Annotated in this window: 14 protein-coding genes and 1 tRNA gene; 11 read left to right on the forward strand and 4 right to left on the reverse strand. The window is 69.4% G+C overall.

All coding sequences use genetic code 11. From position 1 onward, the window contains the following. Positions 1-96: 96 nt before the first annotated feature. The 8 genes from ODE13_RS10985 (at position 97) to ODE13_RS11020 (ending at position 9,815) form a co-directional block, all read left to right on the forward strand. Positions 97-1,560, forward strand: a complete 1,464-nt coding sequence (locus ODE13_RS10985) for an aldehyde dehydrogenase family protein (RefSeq protein WP_322479300.1) — start codon at positions 97-99, stop codon at positions 1,558-1,560. A gap of 16 nt (positions 1,561-1,576) precedes the next feature. Then, positions 1,577-2,356 (forward strand): SDR family NAD(P)-dependent oxidoreductase, encoded by a 780-nt coding sequence (locus ODE13_RS10990; RefSeq protein WP_322479301.1) that lies wholly within the window; start codon positions 1,577-1,579, stop codon positions 2,354-2,356. A 96-nt stretch (positions 2,357-2,452) separates the two neighbouring features. Further along, on the forward strand, positions 2,453-3,889 hold the full coding sequence (locus tag ODE13_RS10995; protein WP_322479302.1) for an amidase: 1,437 nt from the start codon (positions 2,453-2,455) through the stop codon (positions 3,887-3,889). Between the two features lie 17 nt (positions 3,890-3,906). Next, a complete protein-coding gene (locus ODE13_RS11000; RefSeq protein WP_322479303.1) occupies positions 3,907-5,445 on the forward strand; it encodes an ABC transporter substrate-binding protein in 1,539 nt (512 codons plus the stop codon). A 22-nt stretch (positions 5,446-5,467) separates the two neighbouring features. After that, a complete protein-coding gene (locus ODE13_RS11005; protein ID WP_322479304.1) occupies positions 5,468-6,412 on the forward strand; it encodes an ABC transporter permease in 945 nt (314 codons plus the stop codon). Next, entirely contained in the window at positions 6,409-7,302 is an 894-nt protein-coding gene (locus ODE13_RS11010) for an ABC transporter permease (protein WP_322479305.1), read from the forward strand. Before ODE13_RS11005 ends, ODE13_RS11010 begins: the two co-directional genes overlap by 4 nt. Next, positions 7,299-9,029, forward strand: a complete 1,731-nt coding sequence (locus ODE13_RS11015) for an ABC transporter ATP-binding protein (RefSeq protein ID WP_322479306.1) — start codon at positions 7,299-7,301, stop codon at positions 9,027-9,029. The genes ODE13_RS11010 and ODE13_RS11015 overlap by 4 nt, the downstream gene beginning before the upstream one ends. Further along, positions 9,030-9,815, forward strand: coding sequence for a FadR/GntR family transcriptional regulator (locus ODE13_RS11020; protein ID WP_322479307.1), 786 nt, complete (start codon positions 9,030-9,032; stop codon positions 9,813-9,815). Between the two features lie 12 nt (positions 9,816-9,827). Here ODE13_RS11020 and ilvD read toward each other — a convergent pair whose 3' ends face one another. Both ilvD and ODE13_RS11030 read right to left on the reverse strand, forming a co-directional pair. Further along, complete coding sequence (ilvD, locus tag ODE13_RS11025; RefSeq protein WP_322479308.1) at positions 9,828-11,576, reverse strand: dihydroxy-acid dehydratase; 1,749 nt, start codon at positions 11,574-11,576, stop codon at positions 9,828-9,830. Beyond that, a complete protein-coding gene (locus ODE13_RS11030; RefSeq protein WP_322479309.1) occupies positions 11,557-12,594 on the reverse strand; it encodes an EamA family transporter in 1,038 nt (345 codons plus the stop codon). Before ODE13_RS11030 ends, ilvD begins: the two co-directional genes overlap by 20 nt. Before the next feature lie 95 nt (positions 12,595-12,689). Here ODE13_RS11030 and ODE13_RS11035 point away from each other — a divergent pair, with 95 nt between their 5' ends. Beyond that, positions 12,690-13,928 carry a LysR substrate-binding domain-containing protein gene (locus ODE13_RS11035; protein WP_322479310.1) on the forward strand — a complete coding sequence of 413 codons (1,239 nt, stop codon included), beginning with the start codon at positions 12,690-12,692 and terminating at the stop codon, positions 13,926-13,928. Between the two features lie 36 nt (positions 13,929-13,964). Here ODE13_RS11035 and ODE13_RS11040 read toward each other — a convergent pair whose 3' ends face one another. Both ODE13_RS11040 and ODE13_RS11045 read right to left on the reverse strand, forming a co-directional pair. After that, complete coding sequence (locus ODE13_RS11040) at positions 13,965-15,275, reverse strand: HNH endonuclease signature motif containing protein (RefSeq protein ID WP_322479311.1); 1,311 nt, start codon at positions 15,273-15,275, stop codon at positions 13,965-13,967. Between the two features lie 280 nt (positions 15,276-15,555). Next, positions 15,556-16,176 carry an ANTAR domain-containing response regulator gene (locus ODE13_RS11045; RefSeq protein ID WP_179542529.1) on the reverse strand — a complete coding sequence of 207 codons (621 nt, stop codon included), beginning with the start codon at positions 16,174-16,176 and terminating at the stop codon, positions 15,556-15,558. Between the two features lie 151 nt (positions 16,177-16,327). Between ODE13_RS11045 and ODE13_RS11050 the strand changes: the two genes are divergently transcribed. Then, positions 16,328-16,411, forward strand: a tRNA-Leu gene (locus ODE13_RS11050). Between the two features lie 34 nt (positions 16,412-16,445). Then, entirely contained in the window at positions 16,446-16,610 is a 165-nt protein-coding gene (locus tag ODE13_RS11055; protein ID WP_322479312.1) for a hypothetical protein, read from the forward strand. Positions 16,611-16,732 lie beyond the last annotated feature (122 nt).

A 16,732-nucleotide genomic window follows, 5' to 3' on the forward strand; every position in this document is an offset into this window, starting at 1 on the left:
CCGCTCAGTGTGACCTGGATCAAACTATAGAGGGCGCAGTACTGGCCTGACCAGTACCCCGCCCCGCTCGTCATCCCTGACCAGGAGGACCTCACCATGGACCAGCGTCCCGATCTCTGCCTGGCGTCGATCCCCCACGGGCTCCCCCTCGGTCCTGGATGGGTGCAGGGTGTGCCGACCTCCGAAGTCGTCTTCCCCTTCGACGGCTCAGTCGTCGCCCACGCTCCGGTCGGACTGGTGGAGCATGCGCAGCGAGCACTGGGCGCCGGAGCCGCAGCAACCAGCACCGTCGGCAGGCTCACCTCCAAGGTCCGGAGGGAGATCCTGTTGGACGTCCACGAGGCATTGCGCAGTCGCGCCGATGAGCTCGTGGCGCTGCTCGTGGCAGAGACCGGCAAGGTGCGCAGGGACTGCGAGATGGAGGTCTCGCGCACCCTGGTCACGTGGTCGGCCGCCGCTGAGGAGATCGCTCATATCCATGGCGAGACCGTGCCGCTCGACCTGCAGAGTTCCGGCGCCGGGATGTATGGGTTCTGGACCCGGCGGCCGATCGGCTTGGTGGTCGGCATCACCGGCTTCAACGCACCCCTGCTGCTGGCCAGCCACAAGATCGCACCCTCTCTCGCTGCGGGCTGCCCGGTGATCTGCAAACCCGCCCCGGCCACTCCCCTGACGACGTTGTGGCTGGCGGCCCTGGTCCGAGAGGCGGCGACCGCACACGGCGCGCCTCCGGAGATCATCCAGGTGGTCACCGGAGACGCCGAGGTGGGCCGCCATCTGGTCACCGACCCCCGGGTGGCAGCAGTCTCGTTCACCGGCTCAGACGCCGTCGGCCACCAGATCGCCCGGGACGCGGCCCCGCGGAAGACCCTCCTGGAGCTGGGCTCGAATGCGGCGCTGATCGTCGACGCCGAGGCAGATCCCGCCAGGGCCGCGGAGGCCGTGGTTCGCGGTGGGTACTACTTCAACGGGCAGGCGTGCATCGCGGTGCAGCGGGTGGTGGTCTGCGAGGCCGTCCGGGAGGCGTTTCTGGCCGAGCTCACCCCCCGGGTCGAGGCGCTGCGGGTCGGGGACCCGCGGGACCCCGCCACCGATGTCGCGCCGCTCATCGATGCCGCGGCCACCGAACGCACTCTGCGCTGGGTGGCCGAGGCAGAACGCCTCGGCGCCCAGATCCTGCACGGGGGCCGCGCCACCGCCGGGGCCGTGGAACCCACCGTGCTGCTGGACGTGCCGGAGTCGGCGCAGGCATGGGGTGAGGAGATCTTTGCGCCGGTGATCGGGGTCCGGTCGGTGCCTGACCTCGACGCGGCCCTCGAGATGGTGAACCGTTCCCGCTATGGCCTCCACGCCAGCATCTTCACCCGGTCGCTGACCAACGCATTCCGGGCCATCGACGAGCTCGAGGTCGGTGGCGTCGTCGTCAACGAGGTGCCGGGCTTCCGCTCGGACATCATGCCCTACGGCGGGGTGAAGGACTCCGGCATAGGACGCGAGGGGCCCAGATTCGCCATCGAGGAACTCACCGTCACCCGGATGGCCATCATCCGGCCGGACTAGGCATCGAAGGAGCATGATGAGCACGACGCACACGTACACGGACCTGTTCCGCCTGGACGGACGCCGGGCGCTGGTCATCGGCGCCGGGGGAATCGGCCTCGAGGCGGCCAAGGCCCTGAAGGACCACGGGGCCCACGTCACCTGCGCAGACCAGGACCTCGGCACGGCACAGTCCGCCGCCGACGAGGTGGCGGGCGACCCGCTGCAGCTGGACGTCACCGACGCCGCGGCCGTCCGCCGGGCGGCCCAGGACCTGGGCCCGCTGGACGCGGTGGTGCTCACCGCCGCCATGAACGTCCGGAAGAGGATCCTGGACTACTCCCCGGAGGAGTTCGACCGCGTGGTGTCGCTCAATCTCAAGGGCACGTTCATGGTCATCCAACAGTTCGGGGCGCCGATGGTGGCACGCAGAAGCGGCAGCATCATCGTCTTCTCCTCCATCCGCGAGGAGGTGGTGGAGCCGGGCCAGTCGGTCTACGCCGCGACCAAGGCGGGAGCCGTGCAGCTGGTGAAGACCGCCGCCGCCGAATTCGGCGAGGCGGGGGTGAGAGTCAATGCCATCGCCCCCGGAGTGGTGGAGACGTCCCTGACGCACCAGATCAAGTCCGACCCCCAGTGGTACCAGGCCTACGCCTCCAAGAGCGCGCTGGGCCGCTGGTCCGTGCCCTCCGAGCTCGCCGGGGCGGTGGTCTTCCTCGCCTCGGACGCCGCCGGCTACGTCACCGGCACCAGCCTTCGCGTCGACGGGGGGTGGACTGCGATCGACGGCCGATTCACCCCGCCGACTCCCCCGTGAGGACTCCCCACCCTGGCCTCCTACTGGCCAGGCCAGTAACATACCTGTCCACGTGATGCATTGCACACTGAATCTCGACACTGCGGGGGTCACTCCATGGAATCGCTGTCCGCACCTCATCTCCCGGATCTCGACGCGGGGCAGATGGCCTCGGGCTATGCCTCGGGCGAGCTGAGCCCGGTCGACGTCGTCGACTCCTGCCTCCACCGGATGGATGCCCTCGAACCCTCCCTGCGAGCGATGTACGACCGGTATGACGAGGCGGCTCTCGCCGCAGCCGAGGCCTCGGCCCGGCGCTGGAAGCAGTCCAGGCCCCTGGGCCCTCTGGACGGGATCCCCCTCACCCTGAAGGAGAACCAACAGGTGGCGGGCCGGCCGACCATCCTGGGCTCGGCATCCACCCTCCCGGTGCCGGCCGGGCAGAACGCCCCCGTGCTGGACAGGGCGCTGCGCGGCGGAGCCTGCGTGCTGGGACGGACCACCATGTCTGAGCTCGGCATGCTCTCCTCCGGCATCTCGTCCGCCCACCCGATCACCCGCAATCCTTGGAACCTGGAGTGGAGCCCAGGCGGCTCCTCCGGAGGAGCCGGGGCCGCCTCTGCCGCAGGCTATGCCCCGATCAATCTCGGCTCGGACATCGGCGGGTCCATCCGTCTGCCCTCGTCCTGGTGCGGGGTCGCCGGGCTGAAACCCACCTACGGCAGAATCGCCGTGGACCCGCCCTACCCAGGACGCACGATCGGCCCGATGGGGCGCAGCGCGGCCGACCTGGCCCGCGCGATGAGCGTGCTCGCCGGGCCGCATCCGGCCGATCCCTCGTCGCTGCGTGAGGACGGCACAGACTGGCTCGACCTTGAGCTGGACCCGTTCGGGCTGCGCGTGGGCCTGATGCTGGACATCGGTGACGGCGCCCCGGTCGATCCGGAGGTCGCCGCCCTCATCCGGCGGGCGGCTGAGACCTTCGTCGCTGCGGGAGCGGAGGTCGTGGAGGTGCCCCCTTATCTGACGCCGGGCACGGTGGACCTCATCGACAAGTTCTGGCGCGCCAGCCATTGGAGGAGATACCAGCAGCTCGCGCCAGAGCAGCAGGCGAAGATGCTGCCGTTCATCGCCGACTGGTGCCGGGCAGCCTCGACGATCAGCGCCGAGGAGGCTCTGGAGGCCCATGATGCTCAGATCGAGCTGGGGCGCACCGTGCTGGACGCCTCGGCCGACCTCGACATCGTGCTCTCCCCGATCTCCCCCGGCGCGGCCTTCCCCGCGGAGTGGCCGATGCCGTCCAATGACGTGCATCGGGCCATGGAGCACATCCACTTCTGCGTGGGCTACAACTTCGCGGGCATGCCCGCCGCCTCCGTGAACGCCGGATTCACCTCGGAGGGGAGCCCTGTGGGCCTCCAGATCGCCGCCCAGCGCCACCAGGATCGCACCGCGCTGGCCGCGGCGGCCTTCTTCGAGGGTGAGCGTCCGCAGGACGCCTCCCGACCCTGGCCGCGCGGGCGAGTCACCGACCATGTCATCCCCGGACGCTGAGAGACAAGGACACCATCATGAGACCAGCCCCATCCAGCACGGCACTCACCGCGGTCCTGGCCATCGGCGCCCTGACGCTGATGACCGCCTGCGACGCCGGTGCCGATGACGCCTCTCCGGCCGAAGGCACCGACAGCGACGGCGTCGTCGCAGACGCGAGCGTGAGCATCGGCATGTTCGCAGTGCCGGCGAACCTGGACTTCACCACCACAGGCGGTGCCGCGATCTTCGAAGCGCTGCTCTACAACGTCTACGAGGGTCTGGTGCGCGTCGACTCCCAAGGCGAGCTCCAGCCCTTGCTGGCCGAGTCCTGGGAGATCAGCGACGACGGCCTGGAGTACACGTTCCAGCTGCGCGAAAGCGTCACCTTCCACGACGGCACAGCGTTCGACGCCGAGATTGTGAAGTTCTCGCTGGAGCGGCTGGACGAGTGGTCCGCCAACACCCCCGAGGACCTGTCGGCCATCGACTCGGTGGAGGTCGTGGACGATCACGAGGTCACTGTGGTGCTCTCCGAGCCGGACTACGACGCGCTCTTCTGGCTGGCCGGTCCGCTGGGCACCATGTTCTCCCCCGACAGCGTCGACAGCCTGGCCACCGAGGCCAACGGCACCGGCCCCTTCGAATTCGTGACCTACGAGAACGCGGTGCGCATGGAGTTCGCGCGCCATGATCAGTACTGGGGCGAACCGGCCGGGACCGCAGGGGTGGAGCTGGTCTACTACGAAGACGCCTCCGCCGCCGCCAACGCCATCCGCACCGGCGGTGTGGACGCCATCCTTCGCTCCGAGGCCTATGACCAGCTGGAGAGCCTCGAGGCCGAGGACGACGTCGACGTCCTGGTGGGCTCGACTCAGGGCGTGGTGGTGATGTCGATGAACCCCGACCACGAGGCCCTGGCCCAGCCCGCGGTGCGTGAGGCCCTCCAGCACGCCATCGACAGGGAATCGGTCCTCGCGGCCGCCACTGCCGGCTACGGGGAGATCCTGGGCGGACCGACCGTTCCCACCGATCCCTACTTCGTCGACTTCTCCACCACCTATGAGCACGACCCCGAGCTGGCCCGGGAGAAGCTGGACTCTGCGGGGGTCGAGGACCTCTCGCTGACCTTCACCGTGCCGAACAGGGCCTACGCGGAGGCCTCCGCGCAGGTGATCCAGGACAATCTCAACGAGGTCGGCATCGAGGTGACCCTGCAGACGCAGGAGTTCCCCGCCGTATGGGTCGAGGAGAACATGGTCGACCAGAACTTCGATCTCACTCTGGTGAACCACGTGGAGCCCCGGAACATGGCCAACTACGCCCACGCCGACTACTACTGGGGCTACGACTCTCCGGAGGCCCAGGACCTCTTCGCCGAGGCCGCCTCCGCCACCGAGGACGACGAGTACGTGGCAACGATGCAGGAGCTCACCGAGCAGATCGTCGCGGACACCCCCGGGGTGTGGCTGTACAACGCGCCGAACGTGGTCCTCTCCACCGAGGGCATCTCCGGCCTGCCCGAGAATGACCTGGGCGTGGGCATCGACCTGTCCGACGTCACCGTCGCCGAGTGATCCGAGCGGGTGGAGGAGAACCATGCTGCTGCACGTGATCCGTCGGCTGGGCGTCTTCGTCCTGACGGTGATGGTCGCCTCAGTGGTGGTCTTCTTCCTGCTGGGGGTGCTGCCCGGTGACCCGGCGAGGGCGCAGCTGGGCCTTCAGGCGAGCGAGGAGCAGGTGCAGGCGCTGCGCGAGCAGCTGGGCGCGGACAGGCCGTTGCCGGTCCGCTACCTGGAATGGGTCACCGGCTTCTTCAGCGGCGACATGGGGCTGTCCTACGCGTCCCGCACGCCGGTGGCCCCCCAGGTCCTCGATGCGCTCCAGGTGTCGCTGCTGCTGGTGCTGGGCGGCATCTGCGTGGCAGTCCTCATCGCGCTGCCCCTGGGCATCCTCTCCGCCGTGCGTCACCACCGCCCCGACGGTGCGCTCTTCTCCGGCCTGAGCCAGCTGGGAATCTCCGTGCCCAACTTCCTGGCCGGCCTGCTCCTCATCGCGGTCTTCGCGGTGGCCCTGGGGTGGCTGCCCTCGGGAGGGTGGTCACCGCCGGCGGCGGGCGTGGACTTCCTCCGACATCTGGCCCTCCCGGCACTCGCGCTCGGCCTGGTCAACGGAGCCATCCTGGCACGCTACACCCGTGCTGCGGTGCTGGAGGTGATGCGGGAGGACTTCATGCGCACCGCCCGGGCCAAGGGCCTCACCCCGGGCAGCACCCTGATCCGTCACGGACTCCGCAACGCCCTGGTGCCTGTGGTCACGGTGACCAGCATCGAGTTCGCCAACCTCATCATCGGGGCCGTGGTCATCGAGACGGTGTTCGTCATCCCCGGGCTCGGGTCCACCCTGATCCGGGCGGTGGCCAACCGCGACCTCATCATGATCCAGTCGATCGTGATGTGTGTGGTGATCCTGGTGCTCGTGGTCAACCTGCTGGTGGACCTGGTGCGTCCCGTCATCGACCCCCGCCTCAGGAGCACGAGATGAGCACGAGGAAGAGCCGCCCGGAGAACCGCGCCGCGCCGCAGACTGAGGAGGTGCCGGCCCTGCGCCGTCGCCGCCGCGGCGGCGGCCCGATGATCCTCGCCGGCAGCGTACTGGTCTCTGCCGTGCTGCTGATGGCGCTGGTCTCCCTCTTCTGGACCCCCCAGGACCCCACAGCGACCCACGCGGTCGATCGTCTGGCCGGTCCCAGCGCCGACCATTGGCTGGGCTCGGACGGACTGGGCCGCGACATCGCGTCGATGCTGCTGGCCGGCTCACGGGTGCCGCTGCTGGTCGGGCTCGGCACGGTGACGGTGGGGTTCGCTCTCGGTGTGCCCTTCGGCATCATCGCGGCGATGACCGACCGTGGCGCAGGTATGTGGCTGATGCGCGGCAATGACATCCTCCAGGCCTTCCCTGCGCTGCTGCTGGCCATCATCCTCGCCGCGGTCTTCGGCCCCAGCACGCTGACCGCCATCATCGCTCTGGGACTCGGGCTCGCACCGGGTGTGGCCAGAGTCGTCCGCTCGGGCACCCTGCAGGTCCTCAGCCGCGAGTTCGCCCTGGCCGCCCGCGCCGCCGGGCGGGGAGCGCTCTATCTGGCGGTGCGCCATGTGCTCCCGAACATCCGCGGCATCCTCATCGTCCAGGCCACCGTGGGATTCGCCATCGCCATCCTCGCGGAGGCGGCGTTGAGCTTCCTCGGCCTGGGCACTCCCCCACCCACAGCTTCCTGGGGCCGCATGCTGCAGGACGGCCAGGCCGTCCTGCATGTCGCGCCCCTGACCGTGCTGTGGCCAGGACTGGCCGTCGCCGTCGCCGTGCTGGGTTTCAATCTGCTCGGCGACGGGCTCAGGGACCGGTTCGACCCGCGAATGGAGGTGGCGCGTTGAGCGTCGGCCGTGCAGAACCCCTGCTCAGCGTGGAAGGCCTCTCCGTCCGCGCGGGCGCGGACCGGCTGGTCCGCACCATCAGCTTCAGCATGTCCCGTGGGGAGCGCGTGGGCCTCATCGGCGAGTCGGGGTCAGGCAAGTCCCTGACCTGCCTCTCGGTGATCGGCCTGCTCGGTCCAGGCCTGCACGCCGACGGTCGCGTCACGCTTCACGGCGGCCCTCAGCCGGTCGACCTGCTGACGGCGCAGGAGAAGCAGATGGCCACGATCCGTGGAAACCGGATCTCCATGGTCTTCCAGGAGCCCATGACGGCGCTGAACCCTCTGATGAAGGTGGGAGATCAGCTGACCGAGAGCCTGCGGATCCACCAGCCGAGGACCACGAACCGCAGACAGCGCATGCTCGAGCTGCTCTCCTCGGTGCGCATCCCCGAGCCCGCCCGTGCCGCCACCGTCTACCCGCACCAGATGTCCGGGGGCCAGCGGCAGCGCGTGATGCTGGCGATGGCCATGGCCAATGAGCCGGACCTCCTGCTGGCCGACGAGCCGACCACCGCCCTGGACGTCACCGTCCAGAAGCAGGCACTGAACCTCATGACCGAACAGGTGAGGAGCGCAGGCTCCTCGCTGCTGTTCGTCACCCACGATCTGGGCGTGGTCTCGGAGGTGTGCGACCGGGTGATCATCATGCGCCACGGACAGATCGTGGAGAGCGGGCCCCTCGACAGGGTGTTCACCGCACCGGAGCATCCCTACACCCGCGCGCTGATGGCCGCCTCCGCCCTCGAGACGCACCCGGCCACCAGGCGACTGGTGACCGTGGACGGACCACCCCCGGAACGCCCGGATCGCGTAGGGACGCCCGTGCCCCCGGCCGGAGCCGGGTCCGTCCAGCATGAGACCTTGACCGAGGAGGGCTCCTCCCCCGTCTTCAACAAGGTGGAGGACCCGGCGCTCAGGGTCCGTGACCTGACCCGCACGTACGGCAGCCCTGGGCTCCTCGGCCGCGGTCGCACCGTGCGGGCGCTGCGGGGAGTCTCCTTCGACGTGGCCGCAGGGCAGCGGTTCGGAATCGTCGGGGAGTCCGGCTGCGGCAAGTCGACGCTGCTTCGACTCCTCACCGCGCTCGACGACCCGAGCTCAGGTCAGGTGGAGGTGAGCGGACAGGTGATCAGCCGCCGTCGGGAGAAGCAGCTGCGCTGGCTGCGTGAGACCATGCAGATCGTCTTCCAGGACCCGATGGGATCTCTGGATCCCCGGATGGCAGTGGAAGACATCATCACCGAACCGCTGCGAACAGCGTCCCGGACCGAGCGGAGCCGCCGGGTGGACGAGCTCCTGCAGCAGGTCGGGCTGCCACTCAGCTCGGCCGCGAAGCACCCGCACGAGTTCTCCGGCGGGCAGCGCCAGCGCATCGCCATCGCCCGGGCTCTGGTCACCAAGCCGGAGATCCTCATCGCCGATGAGGCTGTGTCTGCGCTGGACGTCTCCGTGCGTGCTCAGGTCCTCAATCTGCTGGACGACCTCGTCGAGGAGTACCGGCTCACCCTGGTCTTCGTCTCGCATGACCTCAATGTGGTCCGTCACAGCTGTGATGTCGTGGCGGTCATGAAGGCCGGCAACATCGTGGAGTGCGGCCCCTCAGCGGACGTGCTGGAATCTCCTCAGCACCCCTATACGAAAGAGCTGGTGTCCGCCATCCCCCGACTCAGAGACAAGGTGCGTTAGATGCGCTTCGAACCGGTGAAGAAGGTGCCCTCCTACGAGATGATCGTGGAGCAGATCGAGGCTGGGATCCGCGAGGGGAGGCTGCACCCCGGCGATCGGCTCCCCGGCGAGCGGAGACTGATGGAGACCTTCTCGGTCTCACGGCCCACGGTGCGTGAGGCGATGCGGGTGCTGCACGCCACCGGGGTCGTCAACACCCGAGCGGGCGACCCGCGGGGCCCCGAGGTGCTGCCGTTCACTCCTCAGGCCCTGGAGCGCCCGCTGCTGCGCATGACGCACCAGCAGGGCACGACCCGAGCGGAGCTGATCCAGTTCCGGCTGCTGCTGGAGGGCCAGTCGGCGCTGCTCGCCGCTGCCTCGGACGACGCCCAGGCCAAGGAGGAGATCTCCTCCCGGGCCGCTGGCCTCGCGCGTCTGGCCGACCGGGCATCCACCGCGGAGCCGGAGGCGCCCGCAGATCACCCGGAGCAGTTCGGCGTGCTGCTCTCCGGCTTCCACACGGCCATCCGCGCCGCCTCCGGCAACCAGCTGCTGCAGGCGACCGGGCAGGCCGTCGACGGAGCGCTGACGACCATCGCCCGGCAGCGACTCGGGGGCGAGACCGACAGCACGGCGCTGAGCTCGCGGCTGCGCCGCTCTGCTCAGGACGCGGCCGCACTGACCGAGCGCATCCAGGCCCAGGACCCGACCGGCGCACGGAAGATCGCCACGGAGAACATCTACCGCTTCTACAAGGATCGGCTCACCGCCGAGGAGCTTGAGGCGCTGGGGCCGCTGCTCGGCTGACAGGGGCAGAGCTCAGCCGCAGTAGGCCCCTTCGGCCGCCGAACCCACCAGCTTGGCGTACTTGCCGAGCACACCGGTGGTCACATACGGCTCCAGCGGAGTCCATTCCTGCTGTCTGCGGGCCAGCTCGTCCTCGGCGACCACCAGCTCGATGGAACGTCCGGCGATGTCCACACGGATGGTGTCGCCGTCGGCGATGAAGGCGATCGGACCGCCGTCGACCGCTTCAGGGGCGATATGGCCGATGCACAATCCCGTGGTGCCTCCGGAGAAGCGGCCGTCCGTGATGAGCAGGACGTCCTTGCCGAGCCCGGCGCCCTTGATGGCGCCGGTGATCGCCAGCATCTCGCGCATGCCGGGGCCACCCTTGGGCCCCTCATAGCGGATGACGACGACGTCGCCGGCCTGGATCTGCCCCTCCTCCAGGGCCTTCAGCGCAGCCTGCTCACGCTCGAAGACGCGGGCGGTGCCCTCGAAGACCTCGGCGTCGAAGCCGGCCGACTTCACGACCGCGCCCTCCGGCGCCAGGGATCCGCGCAGCACGGCGATGCCCCCGTTGTGATGCATGGGGTCGTCCAACGAGCGGATGATCTTGCCGTCGATGTCCGGCGGATTGATGGCCGCGAGGTTCTCCGCGACCGTCCGGCCCGTGACCGTGAGGCAGTCGCCGTGGAGCAGCCCCGCGTCGAGCAGGGCGCGCATGACCACCGGGACGCCGCCGACCCGGTCGACGTCGGCCATCACGTACTGGCCGAAGGGCTTCAGGTCTCCCAGGTGCGGGACCTTGTCACCGATGCGGTTGAAGTCGTCCAGGGTGAGGCCGACGCCGGCCTCCCGAGCGATGGCCAGCAGGTGCAGCACCGCATTGGTGGAGCCGCCGAAAGCCATGGTCACAGCGATGGCGTTCTCGAAGGCAGGCTTGGTGAGGATGTCGCGGGTGGTGATCCCCTGGCGGAGAAGGTTCACCACAGCCTCGCCCGAACGATGGGCGAAGGTGTCTCGACGACGGTCCGCCGAGGGCGGAGCCGCGGAGCCCGGCAGGGACATGCCCAGCGCTTCACCGATGGCGGCCATGGTGTTGGCGGTGTACATGCCGCCGCAGGCCCCCTCGCCGGGACAGATGGCGCGCTCGATGACGTCGAGGTCGGCCTCGCTGATGGCGCCGCGCGCACAGGCACCGACGCCCTCAAAGGCGTCGATCAGGGTGACCTCCTTCTCTGTGCCGTCGGCGAAGCGGGCGATGCCGGGCATGATCGATCCGGCATAGAGGAACACCGAGGAGAGGTCGAGACGGGCCGCGGCCATGAGCATGCCGGGCAGGGACTTGTCACAGCCGGCCAGCAGGATGGAGCCGTCGAGCCGCTCGGCCTGCATGACGGTCTCCACCGAGTCGGCGATGACCTCGCGGGAGACCAGCGAGTAGTGCATTCCCTCGTGGCCCATCGAGATCCCGTCGGATACGGAGATCGTGCCGAACTCCAGCGGATAGGCGCCTCCGGCGTGGACTCCCTCCTTCGAGGCACGGGCCAGGCGGTCCAGCGAGAGGTTGCAGGGGGTGATCTCGTTCCAGGAGCTCGCGATGCCGATCTGCGCCTTGGAGAAGTCCTCATCCCCCATGCCCACGGCGCGGAGCATGCCGCGGGCGGGAGCGCGGGTGTAGCCGTCGGTGACCTGCCAGCTGCGGGGCTTCTCGGCGGTCGACGGGCCGGTGACCGGCTGCGGAGGGGTGAACGGGGTGTCCTCACTGGTGCTCTGTGCCATAGGCAGATCGTATACCGGGCTCGGAGGGCGCGGGGAGGCACCTCGCCGCCGTTCTGGAATGTGAGACGAGCGCGGAGGCGGTGGAGATCTCGCCGACAGGGTCAGGCACCGGGTCGAGCCCGGGGTCAGGCACAGGTTGCGCAGGTGGCCGGCGTCGGACCCGGCTGTTGGCCCAGAGCACCCCGCCGATGACCAGGACACCACCCAGGATCTCCCCCTGCAGCGGCACCTCCCCGAGCGCCGCCCACGCGGTGAGGATCCCGACCACCGGCACGAGCAGGGAGAAGGGCGCGACGGTGCTGGCCGGGTGACGGGCCATCAGCCAGACCCACACCGCGGAGCCGATGACGGTTCCGGCAATGATGGTGTAGAGCAGGCCGAGCCAGGCCGGGACGGCGGCCGCGGTGAAGGCGGTGGTCAGGGAATGGGCGATCTGCTCCGGTCCCTCGACGGTGAGCGAGAGGGCGAGCATCGGAAGCGGCGGGATCACGGTCATCCACAGCACCAGGTGCATGGGCTTCTCGGACCGGGCCTGTCGCGAGGCGATGTTCCCCAGCGCCCAGCCGAAGCCGCCCAGCACCACCAGCAGGAAGGGTGCCCAGCCGTCGAGGCCCCCGCGGGCCAGCCCCACGACGAGCAGCCCGGCCACCGCCACGGAGACGCCGACGGCCCGGCGGGGTCCGAGCCGCTCGTGGAGCAGCAGCGCGCCGAGCAGCACGGTGAAGGGCGCCGACGACTGCAGCACCAATGAGGCGAGTCCTGCAGGGAAGCCCGCCGCCATGCCCAGATACAGCCCGAAGAACTGCAGGGTGCCGAAGCCCAGCCCGTAGCCGATGAGCCAGCGCAGCGGCACGTCAGGGCGCGGCACGAGCACGAGGGTCGGCACGGCCAGGACGGCAAAGCGCAGTGCGACCAGGAAGAGCGGTGGGAACTGCTGGAGCGAGAGATGGATGGCGAGGAAGTTCAAGCCCCAGAGCAGAGCGACGGTGAGCGCGAGGAGGACATGACGGATGGGCATGGTTCAGTCTCTCCTCGCAACACTCATCAGCACCAGCGCATTATTCTGCACCTGCAGTGAAGCAGAACTGATGAATGGGTGGGATGATGCCTCCCATGGAGCACCGACATCTTGAACTCCTCCGTGAGCTCGCCGCCCGCGGAACACTGGCTGCCGTGGCGACGGCCACCCACCGCTCTCCCTCGGCAGTGTCCCAGCACCTGCGCGCGGCAGAACGGGACCTGGGGGTGCGACTGGTGGAGCCGGCGTCACGCACGGTGCGGCTGACACCGGAGGGAGAGCTGCTGGCCGCCGGGGCGGCGGACATCGCTGAGCGCATGGCCGACCTGCAGGCCCAGCTGGACGCTCGGCGCGGCGCCCCTGCCGGGACCGTCACCCTGGGCACGCTGCCCAGCGCCGGCGAGGCGCTCATGCCGGGCCTGCTGGCGCGGACCGCTGGGACAGGGATCGCAGTGGACCTGGATGACTTCGACCTCGCCGAGGCTGATTTCGCGGCACGCGCCCACGACTCCGACATCGTGATCGCCCACAGTCTGAGCGGAGACGCCCCCACGGGCACGAAGGAGCTGAACGTCACTGTGGTGGCGCATGAACCCCTGGTGGTGGCGCTGCCGGCCGACCACCCGATGGCAGGCGCCGAAGCGATCGGCCCTGAGGAGGCGCATGCGCTGGAGTGGATCGGGGTGCCCCCGGGTTACCCCTTCGACACGGTTCTCGTGGCTCTGGAGAACGAGCTCGGAGCACCGCTGTCCCGTCGCGTGAGGCTGCGCGACAACCGCCTCGTGGAGTCGCTGGTGGGTGCCGGAATGGGTGCCGCCCTGCTGCCGGGGTTCACCACCCGCCCCCGTGAGGGTCTCGTGCTGCGTCCGCTGACCGGTGTCCGGGCGCAGCGCTCCATCGTTGCTCTGAGCCGCCCCGATCGGCATGCCCGGCTTGCCGTCCGCACCGTGACCCGCTTGCTGCAGGAGACCGGCGCCGCGCTGGAGGACGCCCACCGTGAGCCGTCCCCGGGCGAGGTGGCAGGACCCGTGGTGGACGACGAGACCCGTTGTGTGCACTACGCCTCCGCACTGGACGTGGTGGCGATCCGATTCCACTGCTGCGGACGCTGGTATCCCTGCCTGCACTGCCATGCCGGGGCCGAGGACCACTCTGTGCTGCCCTGGCCCGCGGATCGGCATGACGCCGAGGCCCTGCTCTGCGGCGTGTGCCGACGGCGGTTCAGCATCGCCGAGTACCTCCAGGTCGAAGGATGCACCGGCTGCGGGGCGGCGTTCAACCCGGGGTGCAGCCGACACCACCCGGTGTACTTCGAGATGGGCCCACCGAGCTGAGAGCACCCGCCGAGCTGAGCAGGCGGCTCAGGCGGCTCAGGCGGCGCAGACGTACCCCACGTGCTGCGGTGGGAAGACCAGGTCCACGGTGCGGGCGGGAGGCCCGGCGGCACGGTCCGCGCTCGGACGCGGATCGCCGGTGTGCTGAACGCTGGGGTGTTGAAGACTGGGTCGTTGGTCCCCCTCGTCTTCTGACTGAGGCAGCACACCGTGAGACTTCATCCGGTGATGCCGCCGGCACAGCATCTGCAGATTGGCCGCCACGGTGGAGCCCGCGGGCCAGGGCAGCCGGTGGTCGGCGTCGCATCGTTCTGCGGGCACGGTGCACCCCGACGCCTGGCAGGTGCCGTCACGGAAGGACACCGCATCACGCAGCACACGCGGCACGAATCGTCCGCTGTATTCATGAGCGAGCACGTCGAACTCCACACCCGTCGGACCGAGACGGGGATGCGGCCGTGAGGCTCCCGACTCAGACGGCGGGTCCGACGTGCTCAGCAGATCGCCCCTGCGCCCATCACGGGCGGGCGGGCCGATGGCGGGCACGTCTGGCGGAGCTTGCGGATCGGGCGAGTCGGGATCGGATTCCGCAGGGTCAACGATCATCGTGTGCCACCGACGGCGGGTGGAAGGATCAGCCAGCAGCCCGAGTACCTGGTCCGGCGGCACCGGGCGGGACCGGTCGCGCATCACAGTCGGCGCATCGCTCTGTCCGGTCAGGGTCGCCAGCGGCACCATCACGGCCACTGACGCCTCGACGGACGCGTCACGCACGGTGCGACCGTCGAGCAGCCAGGCGGCAAACATGTCAGCTTCACGCTCGGCGAGAGTGCGCGGGTCGCCTCCCGCACGCGTCTCAGCGAGACCGCCGGCCGGGTCAGATTCCTCCGACCGGTCCGGGGTGAGTGTCGAGTGGTGAGGGATCGGCTGGGTGGGACTGACGGCCACAGCACGCAGGCGGTTCCGGATGGCCTCGGCAGTCAGTGTGGGGAGCAGCGCGTGCAGATGGCTCATCCCATCGTCCAGGTGCTCCAGCCACAGACCTCGGGCGCGTTCGGCAGCCTGTGCCCGGCGCCGATGCTCCTCCGGCTCACGCACAGCCACGAACCGGCGCAGCCAGGCGTCGATCTGTGCAGGACGCCGCTCTTCGGCGCAGGCCGTGGCCCGCGCGTCGAGCGCCTCGAGGCTGACAGGGTGGACGAGCTGCTCACTGGTCTCCACGATGCGGCGCAGGGTCCGGGCATCGAGCCGCCCCTCGCGGAAGCCCCCCCCCAGGTCCGAGGCAGGTCCCGGCGTGCCGTGCGAGCCTGGCTCAGCAGCGTCGCCACGGAGTGCTCGCTCAGGCACATCGCCCCTGCGATCTGGGCACGGACGGCCCGGCGCTCCAGCTCACGCAGGTGCCCGGTGAGATCCTGCGCGGCGAGGCGACGGTCGGCGTCGTCGACCACCTGGAGGGCGGCGCAAACCTGCTCAGCTTCAGCACGCCGCAGCGCCAGCGTGGCACGCCGAACGGCCTCCGTGCCGGGCTCCTGCCACAGGGTGTGTGGCGCTGCGGTGTCCAAGTCTCACACCCTAGGCGCCGCCCCTGACACGTCCGACGGAAGACGGCGACAGGTGGACGAGTCCGTCAGGACATCTGGTCGACGACGGTCTCGGCGACCTCGCGCATCGAGAGCCGGCGGTCCATGGAGGTCTTCTGGATCCAGCGGAATGCCTCAGGCTCGCTCAGCCCCATCTTGCTGGTCAGCAACGACTTCGCGCGGTCGACCAGCTTGCGGGTCTCGAACTTGTCAGCCAGCGAGGTGACCTCCTCTTCCAGCGCTCGGATCTCATCGAACCGTGCGGCCGCGACCTCGATCGCGGGGATGAGGTCGTTTTCGGTGAACGGCTTGACCACGTAGGCCATCGCGCCGGCCTCGCGGGCGGACTCGACGAGATCACGCTGCGAGAAGGCCGTGAGCATGACCACGGGGGCGATGCGCTCCTCCGCGATCACCTTCGCCGCGGTGATGCCGTCCATCTTGGGCATCTTGACATCCATCACGACGAGTTCGGGCTCGTGCTCCCGCGCGAGCTCCACCGCCTGCTCGCCGTTGTCCGCCTCGCCGACCACCTGGTAGCCGGCGCCGGTGAGGATCTCGACGATGTCGAGGCGGATGAGGGTCTCGTCCTCGGCGACGAGGACGCGACGGCCCTGGGTCTCCGCGGGGGCGTCGCCCGATGGGGCGGACTGCTGCTCTTCAGTCACCGTTCTCCTTGGATGAGGTCCGGGCCGTCCGCACAGGGCAGACGGCTGATGGACGGGCCGGTTGTCCCCTTTAGGGTATCGCCCGCTATGCTGTTCAGGCACCTCAGGGTCGCCTCCATGAGACGAACAGACGCCCTGAGGACTGGCACCGGCCCGAATGGCGGAATTGGTAGACGCGCCGCACTCAAAATGCGGTACCCCTGGTGTGTGGGTTCGAGTCCCACTTCGGGCACCAGAGCGTCGTTGTTCAAACCAGCGACGTTCCCGGTTTGATCCGCCCCGTTTCCGCCTGCTGTCTGGCGGGCGAGGGCGGTGGCCTGGACCTCGGGGTTGAACAGGGTGTCGAAGGGCACGCCTGGTTCGGCGTCGATGGCGTCGTCGTCGGTGACGGTGAGACGGTCGAAGAAGGCCTGGTTGGCGATCCGACGGAGTGAGTCGTCGATGCTCATGTAGATCGCGTGGGCGTTGCCTGCCAGGGCCAGGCAGTCATCGAGATGGGCGCGGGCCCGGTCGTACTCGATCTCGCTGGCCTCGATCCGTGAGTCGAGAAACGCGA

This window comes from Nesterenkonia sp. HG001, from assembly GCF_034438835.1.
GTDB lineage: Bacteria > Actinomycetota > Actinomycetes > Actinomycetales > Micrococcaceae > Nesterenkonia > Nesterenkonia xinjiangensis.